The sequence below is a fragment of the Actinobacillus porcinus genome, from assembly GCF_901764995.1.
Taxonomy (GTDB): Bacteria; Pseudomonadota; Gammaproteobacteria; order Enterobacterales; family Pasteurellaceae; genus Exercitatus; species Exercitatus porcinus.
The window spans coordinates 151,453-174,747 of the sequence record NZ_CABFKI010000002.1 but is presented as its reverse complement, the minus strand read 5'-3'; the positions used below and the strand labels follow the sequence as shown (position 1 = coordinate 174,747).

The window sequence follows — 23,295 nt, the reverse complement described above, 5'->3', positions numbered from 1 at the left end:
CGCATTTATTAAAAATAACGACCGCACTTTCAAAATAACGGGAAAATTAGAATGAATAACGTACGCCCACTTTCGCGCCGTATTGGTTGATTTTCACATCTTCCACTTTGCCTAAATGGTTATACTCTAATGCGGCATTTAAATCCCATTTTGGCGCAAAGTTATAGGTTGCGCCTACAACGGCACCATAGCCTACTTTTGTCGCTGAATCAGAGTCACTTGTGCGAGAAATACCGGTTGAAGTTCTTTCTACACTACTTCCTTCTAATTTTACGTAGTTAGTCGCAACACGCGCACCTACATAAGGTTTAATCGCTGACTGAAGATTAAAATCGTAGTATGCAGCTACACCAAAGCCATAAACATTTAATTCTTCATTACCAACGGTAGTACTATCTTGTTCAATATATGTATAACTTTGGTCTGCTTTACCGTAATGTGTGTAATCTAGCGCAAAACGCCAATCATTAATTTTATAACCAACCGCTACGCTCGGTGAAAATGAACTGTCATTAATTTCTTTAACCGCTAAACCCGAAGTTTTTACTTTTGAATAACCTACATCACCTTCAACATACCAATTCGCGCTTGCCGCAGTTGAGAATGTTAATGCCCCTAAAACGATTGCTAGTGCTGTTTTTTTCATAAAAATGCTCCTTATTGGTTTAAATTGCAGGCTGATTATACATAACAATATGATCTCATTACAAATCTTTTCTAGCCTATTTTTTCTAAGGGCTTTTTGCATTTACGACAAAAATAAACCGCACTTTCTCGCACAATACGATTATGACGGCGGATACTCAATTGATGTTCTTGACAAGCACAGCGATATGCGAAAGTTTGCCCTTGCACCGATTGCACATCAAATTGATGACAAGTATCCGCAGGCAAATGAAACACCTTTTCCATAACTCCTTGCCATTCTTTTCCGTGTGGCTTGACGCGACCAAATAATTGATACACCAACAAATGCGCGAATTCATGGGGAACCACTTGACGAATAAATTCTTCGGGATTTTCCAATAACAAAGTGCGGTTAAATTTAATGGTATTTTGTTGCAAATACGCTACACCCGCTTTCACACCACGAATATCGTAACTCACTTCAGGCATTAAAAATGGACGGTTGAAATAGCTTTCAGCCATTGCCAAACAAACGGACAAACGGCGTTGTATTTGCATTTTGAGTTGTCGAAAATTTGGCTCGGTCATTTTATTGATTAAATTTACAGGTAATTATATAATTTTCTCGCTGTTGAAAAACAGTTGGTGGCAGGGAGAAATGCAAAATCCCTGCTGGAACAGGGATTTTTGTGTTTTTGCTCTGCTTGTGTTTAACACAATATAAGGAGCAGTAAATGCGAATTTATTTTTCTTGTACCGAGGGTAAATTGCATATTGCAGTCGAAATCGACTACAGAATCATTGTAGCCTTGATTTCGTTGTTATGTCAATAACCTGACACCGTAATAAAAAAACATCCGTTTCCGCTCGATTGAAAGATCGAGCGGTTTTCTTTTAATTACAACCCGGCTGCCGCACGCAAATCTGCTGCGCGATCAATTTTTTCCCATGGGAATTGTTCACGCCCGAAGTGACCATAAGCGGCAGTTTCGCGGTAAATTGGTTGAATTAAATCTAACATTTTAATTAAACCATAAGGACGCAAATCGAAATGTTCGCGCACAAGCGCTACTAACAATTCATTTGCCACTTTCCCTGTACCAAAGGTTTCCACCATAATTGAGGTTGGCTCTGCCACACCGATAGCGTAAGAAAGTTGGATTTCACAGCGATCTGCTAAACCTGCGGCAACAATATTTTTTGCCACATAACGTGCAGCATAAGCGGCTGAACGGTCAACTTTTGACGGATCTTTACCCGAAAATGCACCGCCACCATGACGTGCTGCACCGCCGTAAGTATCCACGATAATTTTACGCCCCGTTAAACCGCAGTCGCCCATTGGGCCACCAATCACAAAACGCCCTGTTGGGTTAATAAAATATTTTGTCTCTTTGCTTAGCCATTCTGAAGGTAAAATCGGCTTGATAATTTCTTCCATCACCCCTTCGTGCACCGCTTTTTGGCTCACGTCTTCAGCGTGTTGAGTTGAAAGCACTACCGCATCAACGCCGACAATTTTATTATTTTCATATTTTAAGGTGACTTGGCTTTTGGCATCAGGACGTAACCAATCTAATGTACCGTTTTTACGTACTTCCGCTTGACGTTGCATTAAACGGTGCGCATAAGTAATGGCCGCTGGCATAAATACGTCAGTTTCATTGGTGGCATAACCAAACATAATTCCTTGGTCACCTGCGCCTTGATCTAATGGATTTTCACGGTCAACCCCTTGGTTAATATCTTGAGATTGTTTACCGATAGCATTTAATACCGCGCAAGAATGTCCATCAAAGCCCATTTCTGAATGTTTATAACCAATATCACAAATCACTTGGCGCGTTAAATTTTCAATATCCACCCAAGCAGAGGTCGTAATTTCACCGCCCACTAACGCCATACCGGTTTTCACATAGGTTTCACACGCCACGCGCGCTTTAGGATCTTGTTTTAAAATTTCGTCCAATACCGCATCAGAAATTTGATCGGCAATTTTATCAGGATGTCCTTCTGATACCGATTCAGAAGTAAATAAATAAGATGACATAATCGTTCCTTAAAAAATCATTTAGAAGTATAGACGTCTATAATAGACTTTTTTAACCAAAAGGCAAGTTATTTAATCAGAAATTTTTTACTGAATACAAATATAGTCATAGGAATATAAATACAGTATAATACGCAGGTATTTAAATTTCAGATATGGGATTTAAATATAGGTGGGTCTGTGAAAAGCCCCACCAGTAGCAGCTAGTGGGGCTAAGCAGACCTTGTTGATTCACATCAGTAAGGAGAATGTATGAAACGATTAATTAAGTTTCTTATCATTTTACTGCTATGTCTATTGCTTAAAGGCGACACAGCAACTATTGGTTTGTAACAGATAAACCTTAAGCGTTCAAGGTGTGGGGCACCTTGGACGCTTTTTATTTTAACGCGGACAAATTTCAGATTCAACAAAGAAATACGCAATTTCGCGCGCTGCACTATCCACACTATCAGAGCCATGAACCGAATTACGGCGTTGGCTTTGAGCAAAATCCTTGCGAATCGTGCCTTCTGCCGCAGCTTCCGGATTGGTGGTTCCTATCAAAGTGCGGTAATCTTTGACGGCATTTTCTTTTTCAAGAACAGAGACCAAAATAGGTGCTGACATCATATATTCCACCAAAGGCTCAAAAAATTCCTTGCCTTGATGTTCCGCATAAAATCCTTCCGCTTGAGCACGTGTTAAACGTAGCATTTTAGCGGCAATAATCTGAAACCCTTGCTCTTCAAAACGGGCTAAAATTTTCCCAACCAAATTCCGCTCAACGGCATCAGGTTTGATGATAGATAAAGTTCGTTCTACTGTCATTGGCTTGCTCCTTTTTGAAAAATAACCTAAAGATTTTAATGGATTGAATGATGATGTACTAGGGCTATTGACCTATCTCTCAAACACTTCCGTTACTAATTGCGTTAATCCGTCTAATAAGATCAATTCTTGGTTTACCCCATTAATCTGTGCTAAATCCCACCGCACTTTTTGAATAATTTGATTGGCTTTTAATAACCCTTGTGCGGTTTGTTTTTCACTAAATTGTTGTACACCTTTCGCCAAATCTTGGCACACCCAGCCGGTTCTAATGCCTAATTTATCTTTTAACGCATCGGATAAAAAGCTGTTCAACCAGTCTAATTGTTGATGAACCAAAGTTTTATCAAATAACGGCAGCACTTCCAAAGGCGAACGGCGTAAATAAAATACCCAAAAGGCACGTAAAAATTCACGGCGTTTTTCAATCAGCCCCTGTTCCAACGTAGTTAACGCCAATAACGGCCGCCCATAATTAATACGAAGTGCGGTGTGAATTTCTGCGATTTCATCATTGCGTTGAGATTGCAACCAAGCCTGCGCAATGCCTAAGGTCGGCACATTCAATAACCAAGATTGGCAACGGCTATAAATGGTCGCAATCAATGAAGAAGACAAATCTGTTTGCAATAAAAAATAGGTATTCGGGCGCGGTTCTTCTAAGGTTTTTAACAACGCATTGGCTGCTGCTTCCGTTAATCGTTCCGCACCCTGTACAAGCACAACCTTACTACCACCTTGTTGTGCATGCTGATTCACTTTTTCATTGATTTCACGCACCTGATCTACACCAATATCTTTATCTTCAATCGAAGCTAACAAATGAAAATCAGGGTGATTACCTGCGCTAAATAAATGGCAATGATGACAATGCCCACAAGGCTTTTGGCTTTCTTGGCAAAATAAAAATGCCGCGACTGCATTCACAAGGCTTTCCGTCCCCAAGCCCAAATCCGCCTTAAATAATAACGCGTGATGCCCATGACCTTGGGAAAAAGCCTGCGTAATTTTGTCATAAGTGGGCATAAGCCAAGGATAAAGTGCGGTCATAATGAAGTTGTTTTTCCTACCGAATTCACAAATTTTTGCACCGCACTTTGGATATCTGCGGTGACTCGTTCAAGTTCCTGACCAGCATTGATAATCACGGCTTTCGGGTTGTCTTTCACCAATTCCAAATAACGCGCTCGCGTGCGGTAAAAAAAGTCTAAGCCTGCCTGTTCAATGCGATCTAATTCGCCACGCCCACGGGCACGCGCTAATCCCAAGGCAGGATCAATATCCAAATACAGGGTAAAATCCGGTTCAAAATCGCCCAATACGCTCTCTTTAAGCATTTGCATAAATGCCTTATCAAGCTGACGCCCACCGCCTTGATAAGCTTGTGATGACAAATCATGACGATCGCCAATCACCCATTTTCCTTGCGCCAGTGCGGGTTTGATAATATTTTCGATCAGCTGAATACGTGCTGCATAAAGCATTAACAGTTCCGCTTTATCGGTTACGGGTTCTTCCGTTTCATATTTAATTAAATTGCGCAACTTTTCTGCCAAAGGCGTGCCGCCCGGTTCGCGTGTAAAAACTAAATCTGTCACCCCTAACGCTTTCAGTTGCGCGACGACTGTATTCAGTGCAGTGGTTTTTCCCGCACCTTCTAAACCTTCTAAAACAATAAATTTTCCGTTCATACTGTTCTCAATGACTGGGATTATTTTTTATTTTGTCGATACCAACGTAAATATTCTTGTACCGCGCGATTATGTTCACTCAACGTACGGCTAAACTTATGACCACCGGTGCCATCTGCCACAAAATACAGAAAATTCGTTTTTTCCGGATGCGCTACTGCAAAAATCGCACTTTCACTTGGGTTCGCAATCGGTGTCGGCGGCAATCCATCAATGGTATAAGTATTGTACACCGTAACCTGCTCTAAATCTTTTTTACGGATATTGCCATTATACTCATCGCCCATACCGTAAATCACCGTAGGATCCGTTTGCAAGCGCATTTTCGTTTTCAAACGATTAATAAATACCGAAGCAATTTTGCCACGCTCCGCCTGAACACCACTTTCCTTTTCCACAATCGAAGCCAAAATCAACATCTCATATTTATTGGCAAGCGGCAAATCCGCATCCCTTTCAGCCCAAGCTTTATCTAAGATTTTCGTCATTTTCACCACGGCACGTTTCAATAGTTCTTCATCACTAGAATTGGGCACATAATGGTAAGTATCCGGATAAATCCAACCTTCCAATTTGTGTTGGTTGTTTTCAGGTAAGTTGAATTGTTTAAGTAGCTCTGCTTCGCTTTTTCCGGCTAATTGCTGTTTTAAGTGCGGTGCATTTTCCAAGGATTTTTTCACTAATTTCCAAGTTTCTCCTTCGCCAAAACGAAGGCTAAACTGCACTTCCTTACCGCTATTCAACAGTACTAGCAAATCATTGAGCGTTTTCACGCCGTTTAAGGAATAGGTTCCCGCTTTGACGTTATTTAAATTGGGATGCAATTTTAAGGCCCAAGGCAACCATTTGGCATCATCAACCAATTTTTCTTGCTCTAACAATGTGGCTAATTTTTTGCCGGTGGTGCCCCGTTCCAAGGTCAATAATTGATCCGATTGCACAGGGATAGGTTGCTGTAGAAATTGTTGTAGTTGGTGATAACCCCAAAAGCCGGCGCCCACCAAAAGTACAAGTAAAATAAGAAAAATAGAAAGAATTTTTTTCATTGATTATATGAAGTGAATAAAAATTGGCGTGATTTTAGCATAGAACAGAAAAGAAAGAAAAAGTGCGGTAAAATTTCACCGCACTTTGAAGAGATAAGAAATTAATACAACAAACGCGCACGGATTGTGCCGTCAATTTCTTTTAATTGAGCAAGCAATTCATCGGTATTTTCCGATTCCACATCAACGACCACGTAACCAATTGACGGATCCGTTTGTAAGAATTGCGCCGCGATATTCACATTGGCATTCACAAATACTTGGTTGATTTTGTTTAAAATACCCGGTTTGTTATGATGAATATGTAATAAACGTTTCGCCCCTTCATGTTCAGGTAAGGACACTTCTGGGAAATTCACCGCAGAAAGTGTTGAACCGTTGTCTGAATATTTCACAAATTTCAACGCCACTTCCGTACCAATATTCTCTTGTGCTTCTACCGTTGAACCACCGATATGCGGTGTTAAAAGGACATTATCAAATTTGCGTAAAGGTGATTCAAATACTTCATCGGCTGAAGCAGGTTCTACCGGGAAGACGTCTACCGCTGCACCACGGATCTTACCTGCGTCTAATGCTGCTGCTAAAGCATCAATATCTACCACGGTACCACGTGCAGCATTCACCAAAATGCTATCTTGTTTTAATTGTGCAATACGTTCTGCGCTCATTAAATTTTTAGTGGATGGGTTTTCCGGTACATGTAAAGAAATCACATCACAAGAACGCAATAATTCTTCCAGCGTATTGACTTGTTGTGCATTACCCAATGGTAATTTCGTTTCAACATCATAGAAATAGACGTTCATCCCCAAAGATTCTGCGATAATACTTAATTGAGAGCCGATATGACCATATCCCACAATCCCTAATTTTTTACCGCGCACTTCGTGTGAACCCACTGCAGATTTATTCCATTCACCACGGTGAACTTCCGCATTGGCTTTTGGAATTTGACGCATTAACAAAATAATTTCGGCTAACACTAATTCCGCTACAGAACGTGTATTCGAGTAAGGCGCATTAAAAACAGGAATCCCTTTTTCTTTTGCTGCCACCAAATCCACTTGGTTGGTGCCGATACAGAAGCAACCTACCGCAATTAATTTATTGGCATGTTCTAAAATATCTGCCGTTAAGTTAGTGCGCGAACGCAAACCAACGAAATGAGCGTCTTTAATCGCTTCTTTTAATTCTTCGGGCTCTAAGGCTTTTTTGTGATATTCGATGTTGGTGTAACCTGCATTATGTAACACATCTAATGCATTTTGGTGTACGCCTTCGAGTAACAGAAATTTAATCTTTGATTTATCGAGAGAGACTTTAGCCATTCTGTGATTTCCTTATTGTATTGTTAAATTTATGTTTGCATTGTTTAGGAAGAAAAGTGCGGTCATTATTCAATAACTTTCGCACCTTCAGGGGTTCCAACAATCACTGTATGTGCCGCATTGAGTGCAAAAATACCATTTGTCACTACACCTGCAACATTATTTAATTCTTTTTCCATTTCGATGGGATTCATAATAGCGAAATTATGTACATCTAAAATCACATTGCCATTATCAGTAATCACCCCTTCGCGCCATTCCGGTGAACCACCTAATGCCACCAATTTGCGCGCCACTTGTGAGCGTGCCATTGGAATCACTTCCACCGGTAATGGGAATGTTGAACCTAATACGTCCACTAATTTCGAGCGATCAACGATACAGATAAATTTTTTCGCCAAAGACGCCACAATTTTTTCACGGGTTAATGCCGCACCGCCGCCCTTAATCATCATTTTTTGTGGGTTAATCTCATCCGCACCGTCCACATAAATATCTAAACTTGAAACGTCATTGGCACTAAACACTTCTATACCTTGTTGACGTAATAATTCTTCTGAGGCTTTTGATGCAGCCACTGCGCCTTTAATCTCATCACGCATCGTGCCCAAAGCTTCAATAAAACAATTCACCGTTGAACCGCTTCCCACCCCAACAATGGTATCAGGTTGAACAAATTTCAACGCTTCTTGTGCAGCAAGTTTCTTCATTTCAAGTTGATTCATCTTTTTTCCTTATTACGCCTATCGCGCAAACGATTGCCATACTCTAATACCAAACTGCCATCGTGACAATAACAATTTGCTATAAATTATTTCATCTCGCTATGAAAGGGGTTCATAGCTACCATCCGCCATAGATTACCATATCTATTTAAAATTAAAATCACTACAAAAAAATAAGCCAAAATTTGACTTTTGGCTTATCTAAAAATAAAGACGGATTAACTACAGGTTACCTTAATGGCAAGTCCACCTTGTGAAGTTTCGCGGTATTTGGTATTCATGTCCTTACCCGTTTCAAACATGGTTTCAATTACTTTATCCAAAGAAACACGTGGACTAGAAGTACGGCGTAATGCCATCCGACTGGCATTAATGGCTTTTACCCCCGCAATCGCATTGCGTTCAATACAAGGAACTTGAACTTGCCCCCCCACGGGATCACAAGTCAAACCAAGGTTATGTTCCATCGCAATTTCTGCGGCAATACATACCTGAATTGGGCTCCCCCCCATAATTTCTGTTAAACCTGCGGCCGCCATTGAGCAAGCAACCCCAACTTCACCTTGACATCCTACTTCCGCCCCTGAAATAGACGCATTCATTTTGTACAAAGATCCAATCATGCCGCAGGTTAATAAATAGCGCTCAATGGTTTCCGCATTGAGTGGTGAAATAAATTTATCATAATAGGCTAAAACCGCAGGCACGATACCACAAGCCCCATTGGTTGGCGCAGTAACCACTCGCCCACCTGCTGCATTTTCTTCACTCACTGCAAGTGCAAATAAATTCACCCAATCAATAATTTTCATCGGATCATTAGATAAACTGGCATGCGACTGCAACATTCGATAGAGCCCCGGTGCGCGGCGAGCTACTTTTAATGGACCCGGTAACACCCCTTCTGTTTTCAAACCATGCTGAATACAATCACTCATGGTTTGCCAAATAGAAGCTAAATAGGCTTCTGTGGCTTCCTTCCCATGTAAGGCTTTTTCGTTTTCCCACATCACTGTTGAAAATGGCAAGGCATTTTCTTCACAATGACGCAAAATATCTTCAGCGGTTTTATAAGGGAATGGAATGTTCTCCTGTGCTGTTTCTGTTTGTGCAGATTGCGCTTTCAATTCTGCTTCTGTCACAATAAACCCACCACCAATGGAATAATAGGTTTGCTCATACACAAGATGTTCATCCTTCAGCGCACGAATTCGCATCCCATTTTCATGCAATGGTAAAAAGTTTTGGTTAAAAATCAGATCTTTTTCAAAATCAAATTTCACGCTCACCTCACCATGGTTTAACGGTAAAAGTGCGGTCTTTTTAATCTCATTAATAAAATGCGGAATATGTTGAATATCCACATCATGAGGTAAAGAACCGGCTAATCCCATAATAATGGCGATATCCGTACTGTGCCCACGCCCTGTCATAGATAAGGAACCATAAACATCCACTTGAATATGGTTAATTTGTGTTAATAAATCACGTTCTACTAAATCGTCCAAAAATTGTTTCCCTGCACGCATCGGGCCTACCGTATGCGAACTAGAAGGGCCAATCCCAATTTTGAACATATCAAATACACTAATCATACTATCCCCTAAAAAAAATCTAGACAAACATACCGTTTGCCTAGAATAGTTGGTTAGAACAAACCGTAAACTACGGCAGAAATCGCAATTAAGCCCATTATTGTAACAAAAATGTTACTTAATTTCCCTTGATAACGTTTCATTGCCGGAACTTTTGCAATGGCGTACATCGGCATAATGAATAAAATCATGGCAATAATTGGACCGCCTAAAGATTCAATTAAACCTAAAATACTTGGGTTAATAATTGCAACACCCCATAATGTCGCTAGGAAAAATGCCGCTGCGCCATAATTTAATTTGCGAGCAGAAATCGCTTTCTTATCTTGGCGAAGTTTTAAGAATAACCCTTCTAAACCTTCTTTGGCACCAAGATAATGCCCAAAGAATGAACTAGTAATCGCTAAAAAGGCAACAAACGGACCAAAATAGGAAATATATGGATTATCAAATTTATTAGCTAAGAAAGATAAGATACTGATATTTTGTGTTTTAGCCGCCGCCAATTCCGCCGGTGAAAGCGTTAATACACAGCTAAACACAAAGAACATCACGAAGCAAAGTAAAACAGTTGCAGTACCTTTTAAGGTACGGCTGGCATGTTTTTCTGTTAATTCAAACTCTTTATATTCGCGTTGTTGTGACAAACTAAATGCGGAAATTTCAGGCGAATGATTGAATGAAAAGACTAAGACCGGAATCGTAATCCATAAAGTTTTTAAACATTCAGATAAAGTAGGATATTCTGAAATTGCTGCCATATTCCATTCCGGAATTAAATAAATAGATAAGGCAAATAAAATGAAAACTAATGGATAAACTAAATATTCTGTAATCTTCAACATCGCTTTTTCGCTTAATAACATTACACCAATTAACGAAGCAATTAAGATTAACGATAAAAGTGCGCGATTTGGCGATTCCATCCCCAATTGATTAACAATAAATGAATCCACTGTATTGGTAATGCCATTTCCGTAAATTAATAAAATAGGAAAAATCGCGAAAAAGTAAAGTAAGGTAATTAAAATCCCCGCTTTGCGTCCAAAATGTTCTTCCACCACTTCCGTAATATTACTACCCGGTTTACTTGATGATAATACAAAACGAGCAAGACCACGGTGGGCTAAATAGGTCATCGGCATAATAAGCACAGTCATAATCACCAACGGCCAGAAGCCCCCCATACCGGCATTAATAGGTAAAAAAAGTACACCAGCCCCCACAGCCGTACCAAATAAATTAAATACCCACGTGATATCAAATTTATTCCATTTCATTTTATGATTTGCTGAATTATGTTCAGATGATGATTTAGAGATCATAGACATAATATTCTCCAAAGTTTTCAAAAAATAATAAATCAAACTGCAATAATCCATAGCAGTTTTCTCATTCAAGTTTATTTGAACTTATGGAAAATTTAGACGAACAACACCCCATTTCTCATAGAGAAATTTATTCGTAAAAAGGCTGACCAGCCATCTTTATGATCGTTCTAAAAATAGACAATTTATGAAACAATATTTTTCATCTAGCTTACTGAAATTCTAAATAAATCATTATTGATATTTAAAATACCATAAGCTCTAAACTTTGTGCGGCATATTAGACTGATGGAACATTTATTTCAAATATAAAATCATTATTTTGTGACAAACATCAAAGTTTTTTGCTGATTTTTTTAGCAAATAAAAAAAGCAATAAAAGCAATCGTTTGCAACGTTCAAGAATTATTCAATAGCTATTCAGAAAGAAATCTTTCTAGCAATTCATTTAAAAATAATTTTCCTTGTTCGGTAATTTGCCAATGAGTTTCAGTTTCTATTAAATAACCTTTTTCCAACGCCCAAATGATCTCATTTTTAACCTCACTTTCCGCTAACCCCGTCAAGGCGGTCAATTCTGCTTTAGGCACGGCTTCAAGCAAACGAAAACGATTCATAAAAAACTCAAAAGCGCGGTCAGTTTCAGGGATATTTTTTTCTTCATAACGATACTCACCACGCATATAGCCTTTAGGATGTTTCGTTTTTGAGAAACGAATAATTCGCCCATCGGTAAAACTCAGTTTGCCATGTGCACCACAACCAATGGCAAGATAATCGCCAAAACGCCAATAATTTAAATTATGTTGGCATTGAAAATCGGGTTTAGCATAAGCGGAGGTTTCGTATTGCTGATAACCTGCAGACAGCAACAGTTGATGCCCTTGCTCAAAAATGTCCCATAAGGCATCGTCATCAGGCAACATTGGTGGACGATACGCAAACATCGTATTGGGTTCAATGGTCAACTGATACCAAGATAAATGAGGCGGATTTAAGGCAATCGCTTGACGTAAGTCATCCAAGGCTTGCTCAACCGTTTGCTCAGGCAAACCGTGCATTAAGTCAAGGTTAAAGCTTTTCAATCCTTGCCCTAATAAATCTTGAGCAAATCCCACCGCACTTTTTGCTTCTTGCGCATTATGAATGCGACCTAAAGCACGGAGTTTTTCATCGGAAAAACTTTGAATCCCCATAGAAATCCGTGTCACACCGGCATCCACATAGCCTTTAAAACGCCCCGCTTCCACCGTGCCCGGATTGGCTTCTAGGGTGATTTCAATATTTTCTGCAAAAGGAAGCAGACATTGAACTCCCTCAAGCAACTCTCGAATACCTTGAGCCGAAAACAAACTCGGTGTTCCGCCGCCAATAAAAATGCTCGTTAATTTTCGCCCTTGAATACTTTCCCCATAACGGCTCAAATCCTGTTGCAAATCTGCAAGCAAGTGCTGAATATAATCTTGTTCGGGAATTTCCCCTTTTTGCCCATGCGAATTAAAATCACAATAAGGGCATTTTTGTACGCACCAAGGAATATGTACGTACAAACTGAGCGGCGGTAAGGTTAAAGTCGTCAATTATTCACCTTTTAATTTGGTTTTAAGCACCGTTAAAGCACGAGCGCGATGAGAAATTTTTTTCTTTTCTAAGGTTTCCAATTCAGCAAAGGTACAACCTTTTTCCGGGCTATAAAAAAGGCTGTCATAACCAAAACCATTTTTGCCTTTTTCTTCAAATAAAATCGTGCCAAAACATTCGCCTTCCGCAATAATTGGGGTTGGATCCGTTTCGTGTTGCAACAACACAATACAGCTCACAAATTTAGCTTGACGTTTTTCGACCGGGACATCCGCTAATTCTTGTAATAATTTCTGACGATTTAAGGCGTCTGCATTATCACCTTCAACGCCGGCATAACGCGCAGAATATAACCCGGGCGCGCCCCCTAAGGCTTCAACCGCTAAACCACTGTCATCTGCAATAGCCGGTAAGCCTGATACTTTTGCCGCATGGCGCGCTTTTAAAATTGCATTTTCCACAAAAGTTAACCCGGTTTCTTCAGGACTTTCGATACCTAAATCTGTTTGTGCAACAACTTCAAAACCAAAGTCAGCTAATACATCCGCCATTTCTTTCACTTTGCCTTTATTGCCTGTAGCAAGCACAATTTTTTGTTTCATCCGTTCTTCCTTTTTTAACGCTTTTGAAAATGCCTGCCATTATAACAAAAAAGCGACATATTCCTATGCCGCTAATAAAGTTAAAGATAGGTTAAAATGCAATACGATCTCGGTTTTTCTCAAGGGTGGCTTTGCCAATACCTTGCACTTCAAGTAACTGCTCTGCCGCGGTAAAATTACCGTGCTTTTCACGATATTGTACAATCGCTTCCGCTTTTTTCGCCCCAATGCCGACCAAAGATTTTTGGATTTCAGCCACTGTTGCGGTATTGATATTAAGCTTATCGCCAATAGCCGCTGCTTGGGGTTGAACTTGTGCTACAGATTCTTGCTGCACCGCAGTCGTTGCAGAATCTGCCGTTGCAGGGGTATTTTCAGCTAACGCATTTGTGCTCAATAATGTACCAATGACGAATGTGGTACTCAATAATTTTTTCAATGATGTCATAGTTTCTCCTTGATTATGATGTTGAATATGCATTCAACGCCTGTACTTTCAAGGATTTTGTGAAAACTGACAATAAATTCACCGCGCTTTTGGAATGAAGATCACAAAAATAGAAAAAGTGCGGTAAAAAACAGGGATAATTTAGGCATAAAAAATGAGCGAACAATTTGTTCGCCCAGACACCTTATTCATTTACGCGTAACTCTTTCGGTACTTCAAAGAACATATTTTCTTCAACGCCTTGCAGATTTTCCACTTCCGTTGCCCCCAGTTCTTTTAGGTGGGCAATCACAGACTGCACTAATATTTCCGGCGCAGACGCCCCCGCGGTTAAACCAATCGCATTTACATTTTCAAGCCAACTTGGATCGATATCTTCAGCACCATCAATTAAGCGCGCTTGAACACCCATTCGGGTTGCTAATTCCGCTAAACGGTTTGAGTTAGAGGAATTTTTCGAGCCCACCACCAAAACGAGATCCGTTTGTTTTGCCAATTCACGCACCGCTTGTTGACGGTTAGTGGTCGCATAACAAATATCGTTTTTACGCGGCCCTTGAATATTCGGATACTTCGCTTTCAACGCCGCAATCGCTTCTGCTGTGTCATCAAGGGACAGCGTGGTTTGAGTCATAAAGGTTAAATCGCTGTCATCTTTAATATTGAGTTTGGCAATATCTTCTACGCTTTCCACTAAGAAAATACCGCCATTTTCATTATCATACTGCCCCATTGTGCCTTGTACTTCAGGATGACCCTCATGACCAATGAGAATGGCTTTTGTTCCTTTACGACTTGCTCGAGCCACTTGCATATGTACTTTTGTCACCAATGGGCAAGTGGCATCAAAAACTTTCAACTCGCGGCGTTTGGCTTCTTGGCGTACCGCTTGAGAAACACCATGCGCGGAAAAAATCACAATGGCACCGTCCGGTACTTCGTCTAATTCTTCCACGAAAATCGCGCCGCGTTCACGCAACCCATTGACCACAAAACGGTTATGCACCACTTCGTGACGCACATAAATCGGTGCCCCATGAATTTCAAGGGCAAGTTCTACAATGCTAATTGCACGATCCACACCGGCGCAAAATCCGCGCGGATTGGCTAAGATAATCTTCATTCTTTTTTCTTCTCTGGATTTTTGAACGCATCTAATGCTAATAAACCTGCGCCGATACAAATCGCAATATCCGCCACATTAAACGTAGGATAATGCCAGTTTTGCCAGTAGAAATCCAAGAAATCCACTACAAAACCGTTATAAGCGCGATCCACCATATTCGCTAAGGCACCGCCAATAATTAAAGCATAAGCGGAATTTTGTAACTTTTGGCTTGTGCTATTTTTCTTTAAGAAATAAACCAATACCGCAGAAATGACCATAGCCAGTACAATAAAGAAATATTTTTGCCAACCATCATGATTAGCTAAGAAGCTAAATGCCGCACCAGTATTACGTGCATAGGTTAAGTTAAAAATTGGCAGAATATTCACACTTTCATAAAGCTCAAAATTTTGCGTCACAATATATTTTGTGAGCAAATCTAGGATAAAAGCCACCGCACTTAACCAGAGGAAGGATAAACCTGATGTTTTATTTTCCATAATTTTCCTTGTTATTCAAAGGTAAGTTTCGCCTTAAGGCGACCTACTTTTCTTTGCTTGTGCAAAGAAAAGTAGGCAAAAGAAACACACCCCGACTTCGCTGCTTTTCTTCGCTTATTTGAAAACTTTTTTACGCAAAATTCCAGAACTCGCTTCGCTCAGACATACTGAATTTTGCTAAAATTTTCAAAACGCTCAGGCGACTCAGACGGGGAATATACAACATAATACTCAATTTATTTTTATAAATTCAGAGCCGCAAAGCGGCTCAATTATGCGTAACCCCACACGGCTCGTGTGGGGTATTTATCTGAGAGCAATTAAAGTGCGGTCAGATTTTACGCAAATCTACGTACTTCGCCATTGCCGTTGACGTTTTCTTCACAACGAGAACAAAGTGAATTTTCATCTTTGCTGTCTGAATAATGCCAGCAACGTGGGCATTTGTGGTTAGCAGAGCGAACAGCTTTAATCGCTAAGCCTTTCACTTCACCTTCCGCCACATCCGCTTGTGCTAATGGTTTCACTTCGGCTTTTGAAGTAATCACTACGAAACGTAATTCATTTTCCAGTTTATTTAACAGGCTTGAGAAAGTTTCATCGGCAAAAATCGTTAATTCTGCTTCTAAACCACCGCCGATAACTTTATCATTACGCGCCTGTTCTAACACGCGGTTAACTTCGTTACGCACCGTCAGTACTTGTTGCCAGTAAACATCGTCAAGTTCTGCGTCAACGTCTAAGGCAAATAAGCCGTTATAGAATTCTTCTGTAAAGACGAATTCACTACGCTCACCGGGTAAATAGCCCCAAATTTCATCGGCGGTGAATGAAAGAATTGGCGCCATCCAACGAACCAACGCTTCTGCAATATGCCATAAGGCAGTTTGACAACTACGGCGCGCGAGACTATCTGCTTTGGTGGTGTATTGACGGTCTTTAATAATATCCAGATAGAACGATCCCATTTCCACCGAGCAGAAACGCATTAAACGTTGCACAACGGTGTGGAATTGATAGTTATCATAAGCCTCTTTGATTTCTGCTTGTGCTTGGTAGGCACAATCCACCGCCCAGCGGTCAAGAGAAATCATGTCTTCAGGTTTCACTAAATCACGTTTTGGATCAAAACCGTTTAAGTTCGCCAACAAGAAACGCGCGGTATTACGAATACGGCGATAGCTATCAGCGGCACGTTTTAAGATTTCATCAGACACGGTCATCTCGCCCGTATAGTCTGTTGACGCCACCCATAAACGTAGGATATCACCGCCGAATTTATCCATCACTTCTTGTGGCGTCACGATATTGCCGATAGATTTCGACATTTTGCGGCCTTGACCATCCACTGTAAAGCCGTGGGTTAACACTTGTTTGTAAGGTGCTTTATTATCCGTTGCGGTTGAAAGCATTAAGGATGACATAAACCAACCGCGGTGTTGGTCTGAACCTTCAAGGTACATATCCGCGGCTTTGCCGTTAAATTCAGGGCGAGCACCCACCACGCTTGAATAAGTCGATCCCGAGTCAAACCATACATCCAACGTATCAGGCACTTTGCTATAGTTTGTCGCTTCATCGCCTAATAAGTCTTTCGGATCAAGATCCCACCAAGCCTGAATACCTTTTTGCTCAACTAATTTCGCCACTTCTTCGATTAATTCTACGGTACGTGGGTGAAGTTGTTCTGTTTCATTATGAATAAATAAGGCAACAGGCACCCCCCAAGTACGTTGGCGTGAGATACACCAATCCGGGCGATTTTCCACCATTTTTTCAATACGTGCTTGACCCCAATCAGGAATCCAACGCACATTTTTAATTTCGCTTAAGGCCTGTTGACGCAACCCTTTTGTTTCCATGCCAATAAACCATTGTGGTGTCGCACGGAAAATAATCGGTGTTTTGTGACGCCAGCAATGTGGATAGCTGTGACGAATTTTTTCTAATTTTAACAATGCGCCCACTTCTTCCAATTTTTCTAGCACTTTACCGTTGGCTTCAAATACGCCTAAGCCTGCGAAAAATTCTGTTTGGCCGGTGAATTTACCGTCATTCCCCACTAAACACGCCATACCGATATTGTATTTACGCGCCACCACATAGTCGTCTTGACCGTGGTCAGGGGCGGTATGCACTAAACCTGTACCACCATCTGTGGTCACGTGGTCGCCCAAAATAAACGGCACCGTATAATCATAGAATGGGTGATTGAATTGCAACAATTCAAGGCTCTCACCTTTTGCCGAACCTAATACGGCCCAACTTTCAACGCCGACTGCTTTCGCTACGCTTTCCACTAATTCAGCGGCTAAAATCAAACGTTCATCATTGAATTGAACAAGTTGATATTCTAAGTCAGCATTGATGGCAATGGCTTTATTTGACGGCAATGTCCAAGGGGTTGTTGTCCAAATCACCGCGGATAATTTGCCCTTGCCTTTTTCCGTTAAATTAAACAATTTTTCCACCGCACTTTCATCGGCAGCCGCAAAACGCACATAAATTGACGGCGAAGTTTTATCTTCGTATTCCACTTCCGCTTCCGCCAAAGATGACGCACAATCTAAGCACCAGTGAACAGGTTTTGAGCCTTTGTATAAGTGCCCATTCGCAACCGCTTTACCAAAAGCACGGATAATATTCGCTTCCGTGTCAAAATTCATGGTTAAGTACGGATTATCCCAATCGCCCAACACACCTAAACGAATAAAATCTTTTTTCTGACCTTCGACTTGCTCGCGCGCGTATTTACGACATTCCTCACGGAACTCTGCCGCTGAGATTTTTTGGTTTGGTTTCCCCACCAACGCTTCAACTTTTAATTCAATCGGCAAACCGTGGCAGTCCCAACCCGGAATATAAGGGCTGTCAAAACCCAGCGCGGTTTTAGATTTAATAATAATATCTTTTAAAATTTTATTTACGGCGTGACCAATATGAATACTTCCGTTCGCATAAGGAGGGCCATCGTGCAAAATGAAAGATTTTTTGCCTTTGGTGCTTTGACGAATTTTTTGATACAACTGTTTATCGTACCAATTTTTTAACATCGCAGGTTCGCGTTTGGCTAAATCCCCACGCATCGGAAAACCTGTTTCAGGCAGGTTTAAGGTGTTTTTGTAATCAACTTCAGACATATTTTATACCGTTGTAAATAAAATTTTATTGAAAATAATTTTTTGCCACTTGCACATCTTTTTGAATTTGTGCTTTTAAGTCATCGACAGAGGGGAATTTCATTTCGTGACGAATTTTCTTACAAAATTCCACTTCTATCGCCTGTCCATACAAATTTTGATTAAAATCAAAGAGATGGACTTCTAATAATTGTTTTACGCCATTGACCGTAGGGCGCTGACCAATGTTCGCTACGCCATTAAAAATCTCACCACATTTGCACCGCACTTTTACCGCATAAACCCCTTTTATCGGGTTAACTTGACGGTGTAAACGAATATTTGCTGTGGGAAAACCAATAGTTCGCCCTAATTTTTGACCGTGTACGACTTTGCCAAAAATACGATAAGGGCGACCTAATAAATGTTCAGCCAAAGCCAAATCATCATTGGCTAATGCGTGGCGGATAGCTGTGCTGCTAATGCGCTGATCATTTAATTGGAAAGTGCGGTTATCTTCCACCACAAATCCAAATTGCTCGCCAGCCTGTTGCAACAAGGCAAAATCCCCTTCGCGATTTGCACCAAAACGAAAATCATCGCCAATGCTGAGAAATTTTACGTTTAATTTTTTCACCAGCCAATCTTGCACAAATTGTTGCGCGTTAAGTTGGGCAAAAGTGCGGTCAAATTTAACGCAAATTACCGTATCCACACCCAGCTGACTCAAGGCTTGCAGTTTATCACGCAAACGCATTAAACGCGCGGGAGCTTGGTTGCCTTGAAAATATTCACGCGGCTGTGGCTCAAATAGCATGACTACCATGGGCAAATTTAGGCTATCTGCTTTTTCGCGCAAATGCTTTAAGACGGCTTGATGTCCCAAATGAACGCCATCGAAGTTGCCCATCGTTAATGCACAACCTTGAGCAAAGCTTGGTTGCTTTGAGTTAAAATTGTGCATTCCACGAATTAATTGCATTCTGCGCTCACCCTATCGGCTTATAGAAAGTTAAAAATACGCGCTATTATACGCATAAATCCCACAAGATTAAAGCCAAGAGCTTCAGGTCTGTTTATCTTTTCGCCAAGATAGGTTTTAAGAATCGGGCTGTGTGCGAACCTTCCACTTCCGCCACCTGTTCAGGTGTCCCTGTCGCAATAATTTGCCCACCGCCGCTTCCGCCTTCAGGCCCGAGATCCACAATCCAATCCGCCGTTTTAATCACGTCTAAATTATGCTCAATCACCACAATGGTATTGCCCTGATCGCGCAAACGGTGCAAGACTTCCAATAATTGTTTAATATCCGCAAAATGCAAACCTGTGGTTGGTTCATCTAAAATATAAAGGGTTTTCCCTGTATCACGTTTTGATAATTCCGTGGCTAATTTCACACGCTGCGCTTCACCGCCCGACAATGTGGTAGAAGATTGCCCTAAACGAATATAGGATAACCCTACATCCATTAAGGTTTGCAATTTACGTGCGATCACCGGAATGGCATCAAAAAATTCGCGCGCTTCTTCCACTGTCATGTCTAGCACTTGATGAATGGTTTTACCTTTATAACGAATTTCTAAGGTTTCGCGGTTATAACGTTTCCCTTTACAATGATCACAAGGCACATAAACATCAGGTAAGAAGTGCATTTCTACTTTAATCACACCATCCCCCTGACAGGCTTCACAACGTCCGCCACGCACATTAAAGCTAAAACGCCCCACGTTATAACCACGGGCACGCGCTTCAGGCACACCGGCAAAGAGCTCACGAATCGGTGTGAATAACCCCGTATAAGTTGCCGGATTTGAACGCGGTGTCCGCCCGATTGGGCTTTGGTTAATATCAATGACCTTGTCAAAATGTTCCAATCCTTCAATGGACTTATAAGGTGCAAAATGAATATTATCCGCGCGATTTAAGGCATTTTGTGCCAAAGGGAATAAAGTATCATTAATCAACGTTGATTTTCCTGACCCCGAAACCCCTGTAACACAAGTAAATAATCCCACGGGAATATCCAAATTCACGGATTTTAAGTTATTTCCGGTGGCGCCTTTTAATTTCAGCCATTTTTTCTTATCAAGTGCGGTGCGTTTTGCCGGAATTTCGATTTTTTCTGCGCCTGATAAAAATTTCCCCGTAATGGATTGTGGGTTCGCCATAATCTCTTGTGCATTGCCTTGCACAATGACTTGCCCACCATGCACACCAGCCCCCGGCCCAATATCAATAATATGATCTGCCGCACGAATGGCATCTTCATCATGCTCAACGACAATGACCGTGTTACCCAAATTACGTAAATGGATGAGCGTATTTAACAAGCGTTCGTTATCTCGTTGATGCAAACCAATAGACGGCTCATCAAGCACATACATCACGCCCACCAAACCCGCGCCAATTTGACTCGCCAAGCGAATACGTTGCGCTTCGCCACCTGACAAGGTTTCTGCCGAACGCGAAAGGGAAAGATAGTTTAATCCCACATTCACCAAGAAAGACAACCGCTCTTTAATTTCTTTTAAGATTTTCTCCGCAATTTGCGCACGCTGCCCTTCCAATGTCATCTGCTCGAAAAAGGCTAAAGCTTCACCAATCCCCATTTCAGACACATCAGGCAAGTTTGTTTTACCAATATATACGTGGCGCGCTTCAGGGCGCAAACGCGAACCGCAACAATCTTGACAAGGACGAGTACTAATATTTTTCGCCAATTCTTCACGTACCGTCATGGATTCCGTTTCTTTATAACGGCGCGCCATATTGTTCAAAATACCTTCAAAAGGATGCTTACGCACCACTTTATCGCCACGATCGTTTAAGTAAGTAAACTGAATTTCTTCTTCGCCGGAACCATTCATCAAAATGTCTTTGATCTTTTTCGGCAACTGCCCATAAGGAATTTCAATATCAAAATGATAATGTTCTGCAAGGGATTTCAACATTTGATAATAATAGAAATTACGGCGATCCCAACCTTTTACCGCACCGCTAGCTAAAGAGATTTCATCATTTTGAACCACGCGACTTTCGTCAAAATATTGTTGCACGCCCAAACCATCACAAGTCGGACAAGCGCCGGCCGGATTGTTAAAAGAAAACAAACGTGGCTCTAATTCAGGCACGGAATACCCACAATGTGGGCAAGCAAAATTGGCAGAAAACATCAACTCTTCTGCTTGAGAATTGTCCATATCCGCAACAATCGCCGTACCGCCTGAAAGTTCTAATGCCGTTTCAAAGGATTCCGCTAATCTTGTGGCTAAATCTGACCGCACTTTGAAACGATCCACCACGACTTCAATAGTATGTTTTTTATGCAATTCTAATTTTGGCGGATCAGACAAATCACAAATTTCTCCGTCAATACGTGCACGGATATAACCTTGCGCCGCAATCTGTTCCAAGGTCTTGACATGTTCCCCTTTTCGCCCTTTCACAATAGGTGCAAGCAACATCATTCGGCTTTCTTCAGGCAAAGTTAACACCTTATCCACCATCTGCGAAATCGTTTGTGCCGCCAATGGGACATCATGATGCGGACAACGGGGTTCGCCGACTCGAGCAAATAATAAACGCAAGTAATCATGAATTTCCGTCACCGTCCCCACCGTTGAACGCGGGTTATGGGACGTTGATTTTTGTTCAATAGAAATCGCTGGCGACAAGCCTTCAATACTATCTACATCCGGCTTTTCCATTAAGGATAAAAATTGACGTGCATAAGCCGATAAACTTTCCACATAACGGCGTTGCCCTTCCGCATAAAGCGTATCAAAAGCAAGGGATGACTTACCGGAACCCGATAGCCCCGTAATAACAATCAGTTTATCGCGCGGAATTGTAAGATTAATATTTTTAAGATTATGGGTTCTCGCCCCACGAATATCGATTTGATCCATAGATAATGTTTTACAACTACTTATTTGAAAAATTGGAATGATTATCGCATATTTTATACTCTGTGAAAATATTCAGTGAATTTTTATAGATCTTTTTTCGGAATTCAGGCAAAATACACCGCACTTTTCACAGAAAAAAATTTTATTAACGAGGAGAAATTTATGGCAGGCGTTAACAAAGTAATTATCGTTGGGCGTTTAGGTAACGACCCTGAAATCCGCACGATGCCTAATGGCGAAGCAGTCGCCAATATCAGCGTGGCAACCAGTGAAAGCTGGACAGACCGTAATACAGGCGAACGCCGTGAAATCACTGAATGGCACCGCATTGTATTCTATCGCCGTCAAGCTGAAGTCGTTGGCGAATACCTTCGCAAAGGTTCTCAAATTTATGTTGAAGGACGCTTACGCACTCGTAAATGGCAAGATCAAAATGGTCAAGATCGTTACACCACAGAAATCCAAGGCGATGTGATGCAAATGTTAGACAGCCGTAATAGTACCAATGGTGGTAATCAGGGGGGATTTGCACAACAAGATACTTTCGGCGGTCAACAAACTTACAACACCCCACGCCAACCACCACAAAAACCGGCACAACCAGAGCCACCAATGGATAGCTTTGATGATGAAATTCCGTTTTAAGGATTTACACATAAAACACAAAATCCCAGCAACCGCTGGGATTTTAGGCCTCTGACAGCCCCACCTTTTCAGGCTTCCTGTCACAAGTGGGTTTATTTTTTGCTGTTTTATATCTTTCTCTTGTCTTTCCCCTCAAATAGCCACTCAAGCGCTCAGTTTTGTGGATTTCTTTGCCATTGCC

20 protein-coding genes are annotated in these 23,295 nt (G+C 41.2%); 1 reads left to right on the top strand and 19 read right to left on the bottom strand.

Going from position 1 to position 23,295, the window contains the following annotated elements; all coding sequences use genetic code 11:
• Window positions 1-46: 46 nt before the first annotated feature.
• The 19 genes from E7T07_RS02225 to uvrA all read right to left on the bottom strand — a co-directional run bounded on the left by E7T07_RS02225 (window position 47) and on the right by uvrA (window position 22,469).
• On the bottom strand, window positions 47-646 hold the full coding sequence (locus E7T07_RS02225; RefSeq protein ID WP_135709296.1) for an opacity family porin: 600 nt from the start codon (window positions 644-646) through the stop codon (window positions 47-49).
• Window positions 647-717: 71 nt separating this feature from the next.
• Window positions 718-1,215 carry a SprT family zinc-dependent metalloprotease gene (locus E7T07_RS02220; protein WP_135709295.1) on the bottom strand — a complete coding sequence of 166 codons (498 nt, stop codon included), beginning with the start codon at window positions 1,213-1,215 and terminating at the stop codon, window positions 718-720.
• Between the two features lie 310 nt (window positions 1,216-1,525).
• Window positions 1,526-2,677, bottom strand: a complete 1,152-nt coding sequence (metK, locus tag E7T07_RS02215) for a methionine adenosyltransferase (RefSeq protein ID WP_135709294.1) — start codon at window positions 2,675-2,677, stop codon at window positions 1,526-1,528.
• A gap of 384 nt (window positions 2,678-3,061) precedes the next feature.
• Window positions 3,062-3,487, bottom strand: a complete 426-nt coding sequence (gene ndk, locus E7T07_RS02210) for a nucleoside-diphosphate kinase (RefSeq protein WP_135709293.1) — start codon at window positions 3,485-3,487, stop codon at window positions 3,062-3,064.
• 72 nt (window positions 3,488-3,559) lie between these two features.
• Window positions 3,560-4,537, bottom strand: a complete 978-nt coding sequence (locus E7T07_RS02205; protein ID WP_135709292.1) for a DNA polymerase III subunit delta' — start codon at window positions 4,535-4,537, stop codon at window positions 3,560-3,562.
• Window positions 4,534-5,178, bottom strand: a complete 645-nt coding sequence (tmk, locus tag E7T07_RS02200; protein ID WP_135709291.1) for a dTMP kinase — start codon at window positions 5,176-5,178, stop codon at window positions 4,534-4,536. The genes E7T07_RS02205 and tmk overlap by 4 nt, the downstream gene beginning before the upstream one ends.
• Window positions 5,179-5,198: 20 nt before the next feature.
• Window positions 5,199-6,224 carry an endolytic transglycosylase MltG gene (gene mltG / locus E7T07_RS02195; protein WP_135709290.1) on the bottom strand — a complete coding sequence of 342 codons (1,026 nt, stop codon included), beginning with the start codon at window positions 6,222-6,224 and terminating at the stop codon, window positions 5,199-5,201.
• Window positions 6,225-6,325: 101 nt separating this feature from the next.
• Window positions 6,326-7,555, bottom strand: a complete 1,230-nt coding sequence (serA, locus tag E7T07_RS02190; RefSeq protein WP_135709289.1) for a phosphoglycerate dehydrogenase — start codon at window positions 7,553-7,555, stop codon at window positions 6,326-6,328.
• A 65-nt stretch (window positions 7,556-7,620) separates the two neighbouring features.
• Window positions 7,621-8,280, bottom strand: a complete 660-nt coding sequence (rpiA, locus tag E7T07_RS02185; RefSeq protein WP_135709288.1) for a ribose-5-phosphate isomerase RpiA — start codon at window positions 8,278-8,280, stop codon at window positions 7,621-7,623.
• Window positions 8,281-8,498: 218 nt separating this feature from the next.
• The gene (locus tag E7T07_RS02180; protein WP_135709287.1) at window positions 8,499-9,875 is read right to left on the bottom strand and encodes an L-serine ammonia-lyase; all 1,377 of its coding nucleotides are present in this window, start codon (window positions 9,873-9,875) and stop codon (window positions 8,499-8,501) included.
• 53 nt (window positions 9,876-9,928) lie between these two features.
• Window positions 9,929-11,200, bottom strand: a complete 1,272-nt coding sequence (locus E7T07_RS02175; protein ID WP_135709399.1) for an HAAAP family serine/threonine permease — start codon at window positions 11,198-11,200, stop codon at window positions 9,929-9,931.
• Between the two features lie 419 nt (window positions 11,201-11,619).
• Window positions 11,620-12,783: a radical SAM family heme chaperone HemW gene (hemW, locus tag E7T07_RS02170; RefSeq protein WP_135709286.1), complete on the bottom strand. Its 1,164-nt coding sequence runs from the start codon at window positions 12,781-12,783 to the stop codon at window positions 11,620-11,622.
• Complete coding sequence (gene rdgB / locus E7T07_RS02165; protein ID WP_135709285.1) at window positions 12,784-13,386, bottom strand: RdgB/HAM1 family non-canonical purine NTP pyrophosphatase; 603 nt, start codon at window positions 13,384-13,386, stop codon at window positions 12,784-12,786.
• A 91-nt stretch (window positions 13,387-13,477) separates the two neighbouring features.
• On the bottom strand, window positions 13,478-13,834 hold the full coding sequence (locus E7T07_RS02160) for a ComEA family DNA-binding protein (RefSeq protein WP_135709284.1): 357 nt from the start codon (window positions 13,832-13,834) through the stop codon (window positions 13,478-13,480).
• Window positions 13,835-14,018: 184 nt separating this feature from the next.
• Window positions 14,019-14,957, bottom strand: a complete 939-nt coding sequence (ispH, locus tag E7T07_RS02155) for a 4-hydroxy-3-methylbut-2-enyl diphosphate reductase (protein WP_135709283.1) — start codon at window positions 14,955-14,957, stop codon at window positions 14,019-14,021.
• Window positions 14,954-15,442, bottom strand: coding sequence for a signal peptidase II (gene lspA / locus E7T07_RS02150; RefSeq protein WP_135709282.1), 489 nt, complete (start codon window positions 15,440-15,442; stop codon window positions 14,954-14,956). The genes ispH and lspA overlap by 4 nt, the downstream gene beginning before the upstream one ends.
• 338 nt (window positions 15,443-15,780) lie before the next feature.
• Window positions 15,781-18,582, bottom strand: a complete 2,802-nt coding sequence (ileS, locus tag E7T07_RS02145; protein ID WP_135709281.1) for an isoleucine--tRNA ligase — start codon at window positions 18,580-18,582, stop codon at window positions 15,781-15,783.
• A 25-nt stretch (window positions 18,583-18,607) separates the two neighbouring features.
• The gene (gene ribF / locus E7T07_RS02140) at window positions 18,608-19,543 is read right to left on the bottom strand and encodes a bifunctional riboflavin kinase/FAD synthetase (RefSeq protein ID WP_135709280.1); all 936 of its coding nucleotides are present in this window, start codon (window positions 19,541-19,543) and stop codon (window positions 18,608-18,610) included.
• A gap of 94 nt (window positions 19,544-19,637) precedes the next feature.
• On the bottom strand, window positions 19,638-22,469 hold the full coding sequence (uvrA, locus tag E7T07_RS02135) for an excinuclease ABC subunit UvrA (RefSeq protein ID WP_135709279.1): 2,832 nt from the start codon (window positions 22,467-22,469) through the stop codon (window positions 19,638-19,640).
• 162 nt (window positions 22,470-22,631) lie between these two features.
• Between uvrA and E7T07_RS02130 the strand changes: the two genes are divergently transcribed.
• A complete protein-coding gene (locus tag E7T07_RS02130) occupies window positions 22,632-23,114 on the top strand; it encodes a single-stranded DNA-binding protein (RefSeq protein WP_135709278.1) in 483 nt (160 codons plus the stop codon).
• Window positions 23,115-23,295 lie beyond the last annotated feature (181 nt).

Excerpts from the sequence above, each read along its gene's own strand:
- E7T07_RS02225 (WP_135709296.1), bottom strand. The coding sequence starts at position 646 with ATGAAAAAAACAGCACTAGCAATCGTTTTAGGGGCATTAACATTCTCA.
- E7T07_RS02220 (WP_135709295.1), bottom strand. The coding sequence starts at position 1,215 with ATGACCGAGCCAAATTTTCGACAACTCAAAATGCAAATACAACGCCGT.
- metK (WP_135709294.1), bottom strand. The coding sequence starts at position 2,677 with ATGTCATCTTATTTATTTACTTCTGAATCGGTATCAGAAGGACATCCT.
- ndk (WP_135709293.1), bottom strand. The coding sequence starts at position 3,487 with ATGACAGTAGAACGAACTTTATCTATCATCAAACCTGATGCCGTTGAG.
- E7T07_RS02205 (WP_135709292.1), bottom strand. The coding sequence starts at position 4,537 with ATGACCGCACTTTATCCTTGGCTTATGCCCACTTATGACAAAATTACG.
- tmk (WP_135709291.1), bottom strand. The coding sequence starts at position 5,178 with ATGAACGGAAAATTTATTGTTTTAGAAGGTTTAGAAGGTGCGGGAAAA.
- mltG (WP_135709290.1), bottom strand. The coding sequence starts at position 6,224 with ATGAAAAAAATTCTTTCTATTTTTCTTATTTTACTTGTACTTTTGGTG.
- serA (WP_135709289.1), bottom strand. The coding sequence starts at position 7,555 with ATGGCTAAAGTCTCTCTCGATAAATCAAAGATTAAATTTCTGTTACTC.
- rpiA (WP_135709288.1), bottom strand. The coding sequence starts at position 8,280 with ATGAATCAACTTGAAATGAAGAAACTTGCTGCACAAGAAGCGTTGAAA.
- E7T07_RS02180 (WP_135709287.1), bottom strand. The coding sequence starts at position 9,875 with ATGATTAGTGTATTTGATATGTTCAAAATTGGGATTGGCCCTTCTAGT.
- E7T07_RS02175 (WP_135709399.1), bottom strand. The coding sequence starts at position 11,200 with ATGATCTCTAAATCATCATCTGAACATAATTCAGCAAATCATAAAATG.
- rdgB (WP_135709285.1), bottom strand. The coding sequence starts at position 13,386 with ATGAAACAAAAAATTGTGCTTGCTACAGGCAATAAAGGCAAAGTGAAA.
- E7T07_RS02160 (WP_135709284.1), bottom strand. The coding sequence starts at position 13,834 with ATGACATCATTGAAAAAATTATTGAGTACCACATTCGTCATTGGTACA.
- ispH (WP_135709283.1), bottom strand. The coding sequence starts at position 14,957 with ATGAAGATTATCTTAGCCAATCCGCGCGGATTTTGCGCCGGTGTGGAT.
- lspA (WP_135709282.1), bottom strand. The coding sequence starts at position 15,442 with ATGGAAAATAAAACATCAGGTTTATCCTTCCTCTGGTTAAGTGCGGTG.
- ileS (WP_135709281.1), bottom strand. The coding sequence starts at position 18,582 with ATGTCTGAAGTTGATTACAAAAACACCTTAAACCTGCCTGAAACAGGT.
- ribF (WP_135709280.1), bottom strand. The coding sequence starts at position 19,543 with ATGCAATTAATTCGTGGAATGCACAATTTTAACTCAAAGCAACCAAGC.
- uvrA (WP_135709279.1), bottom strand. The coding sequence starts at position 22,469 with ATGGATCAAATCGATATTCGTGGGGCGAGAACCCATAATCTTAAAAAT.
- E7T07_RS02130 (WP_135709278.1), top strand. The coding sequence starts at position 22,632 with ATGGCAGGCGTTAACAAAGTAATTATCGTTGGGCGTTTAGGTAACGAC.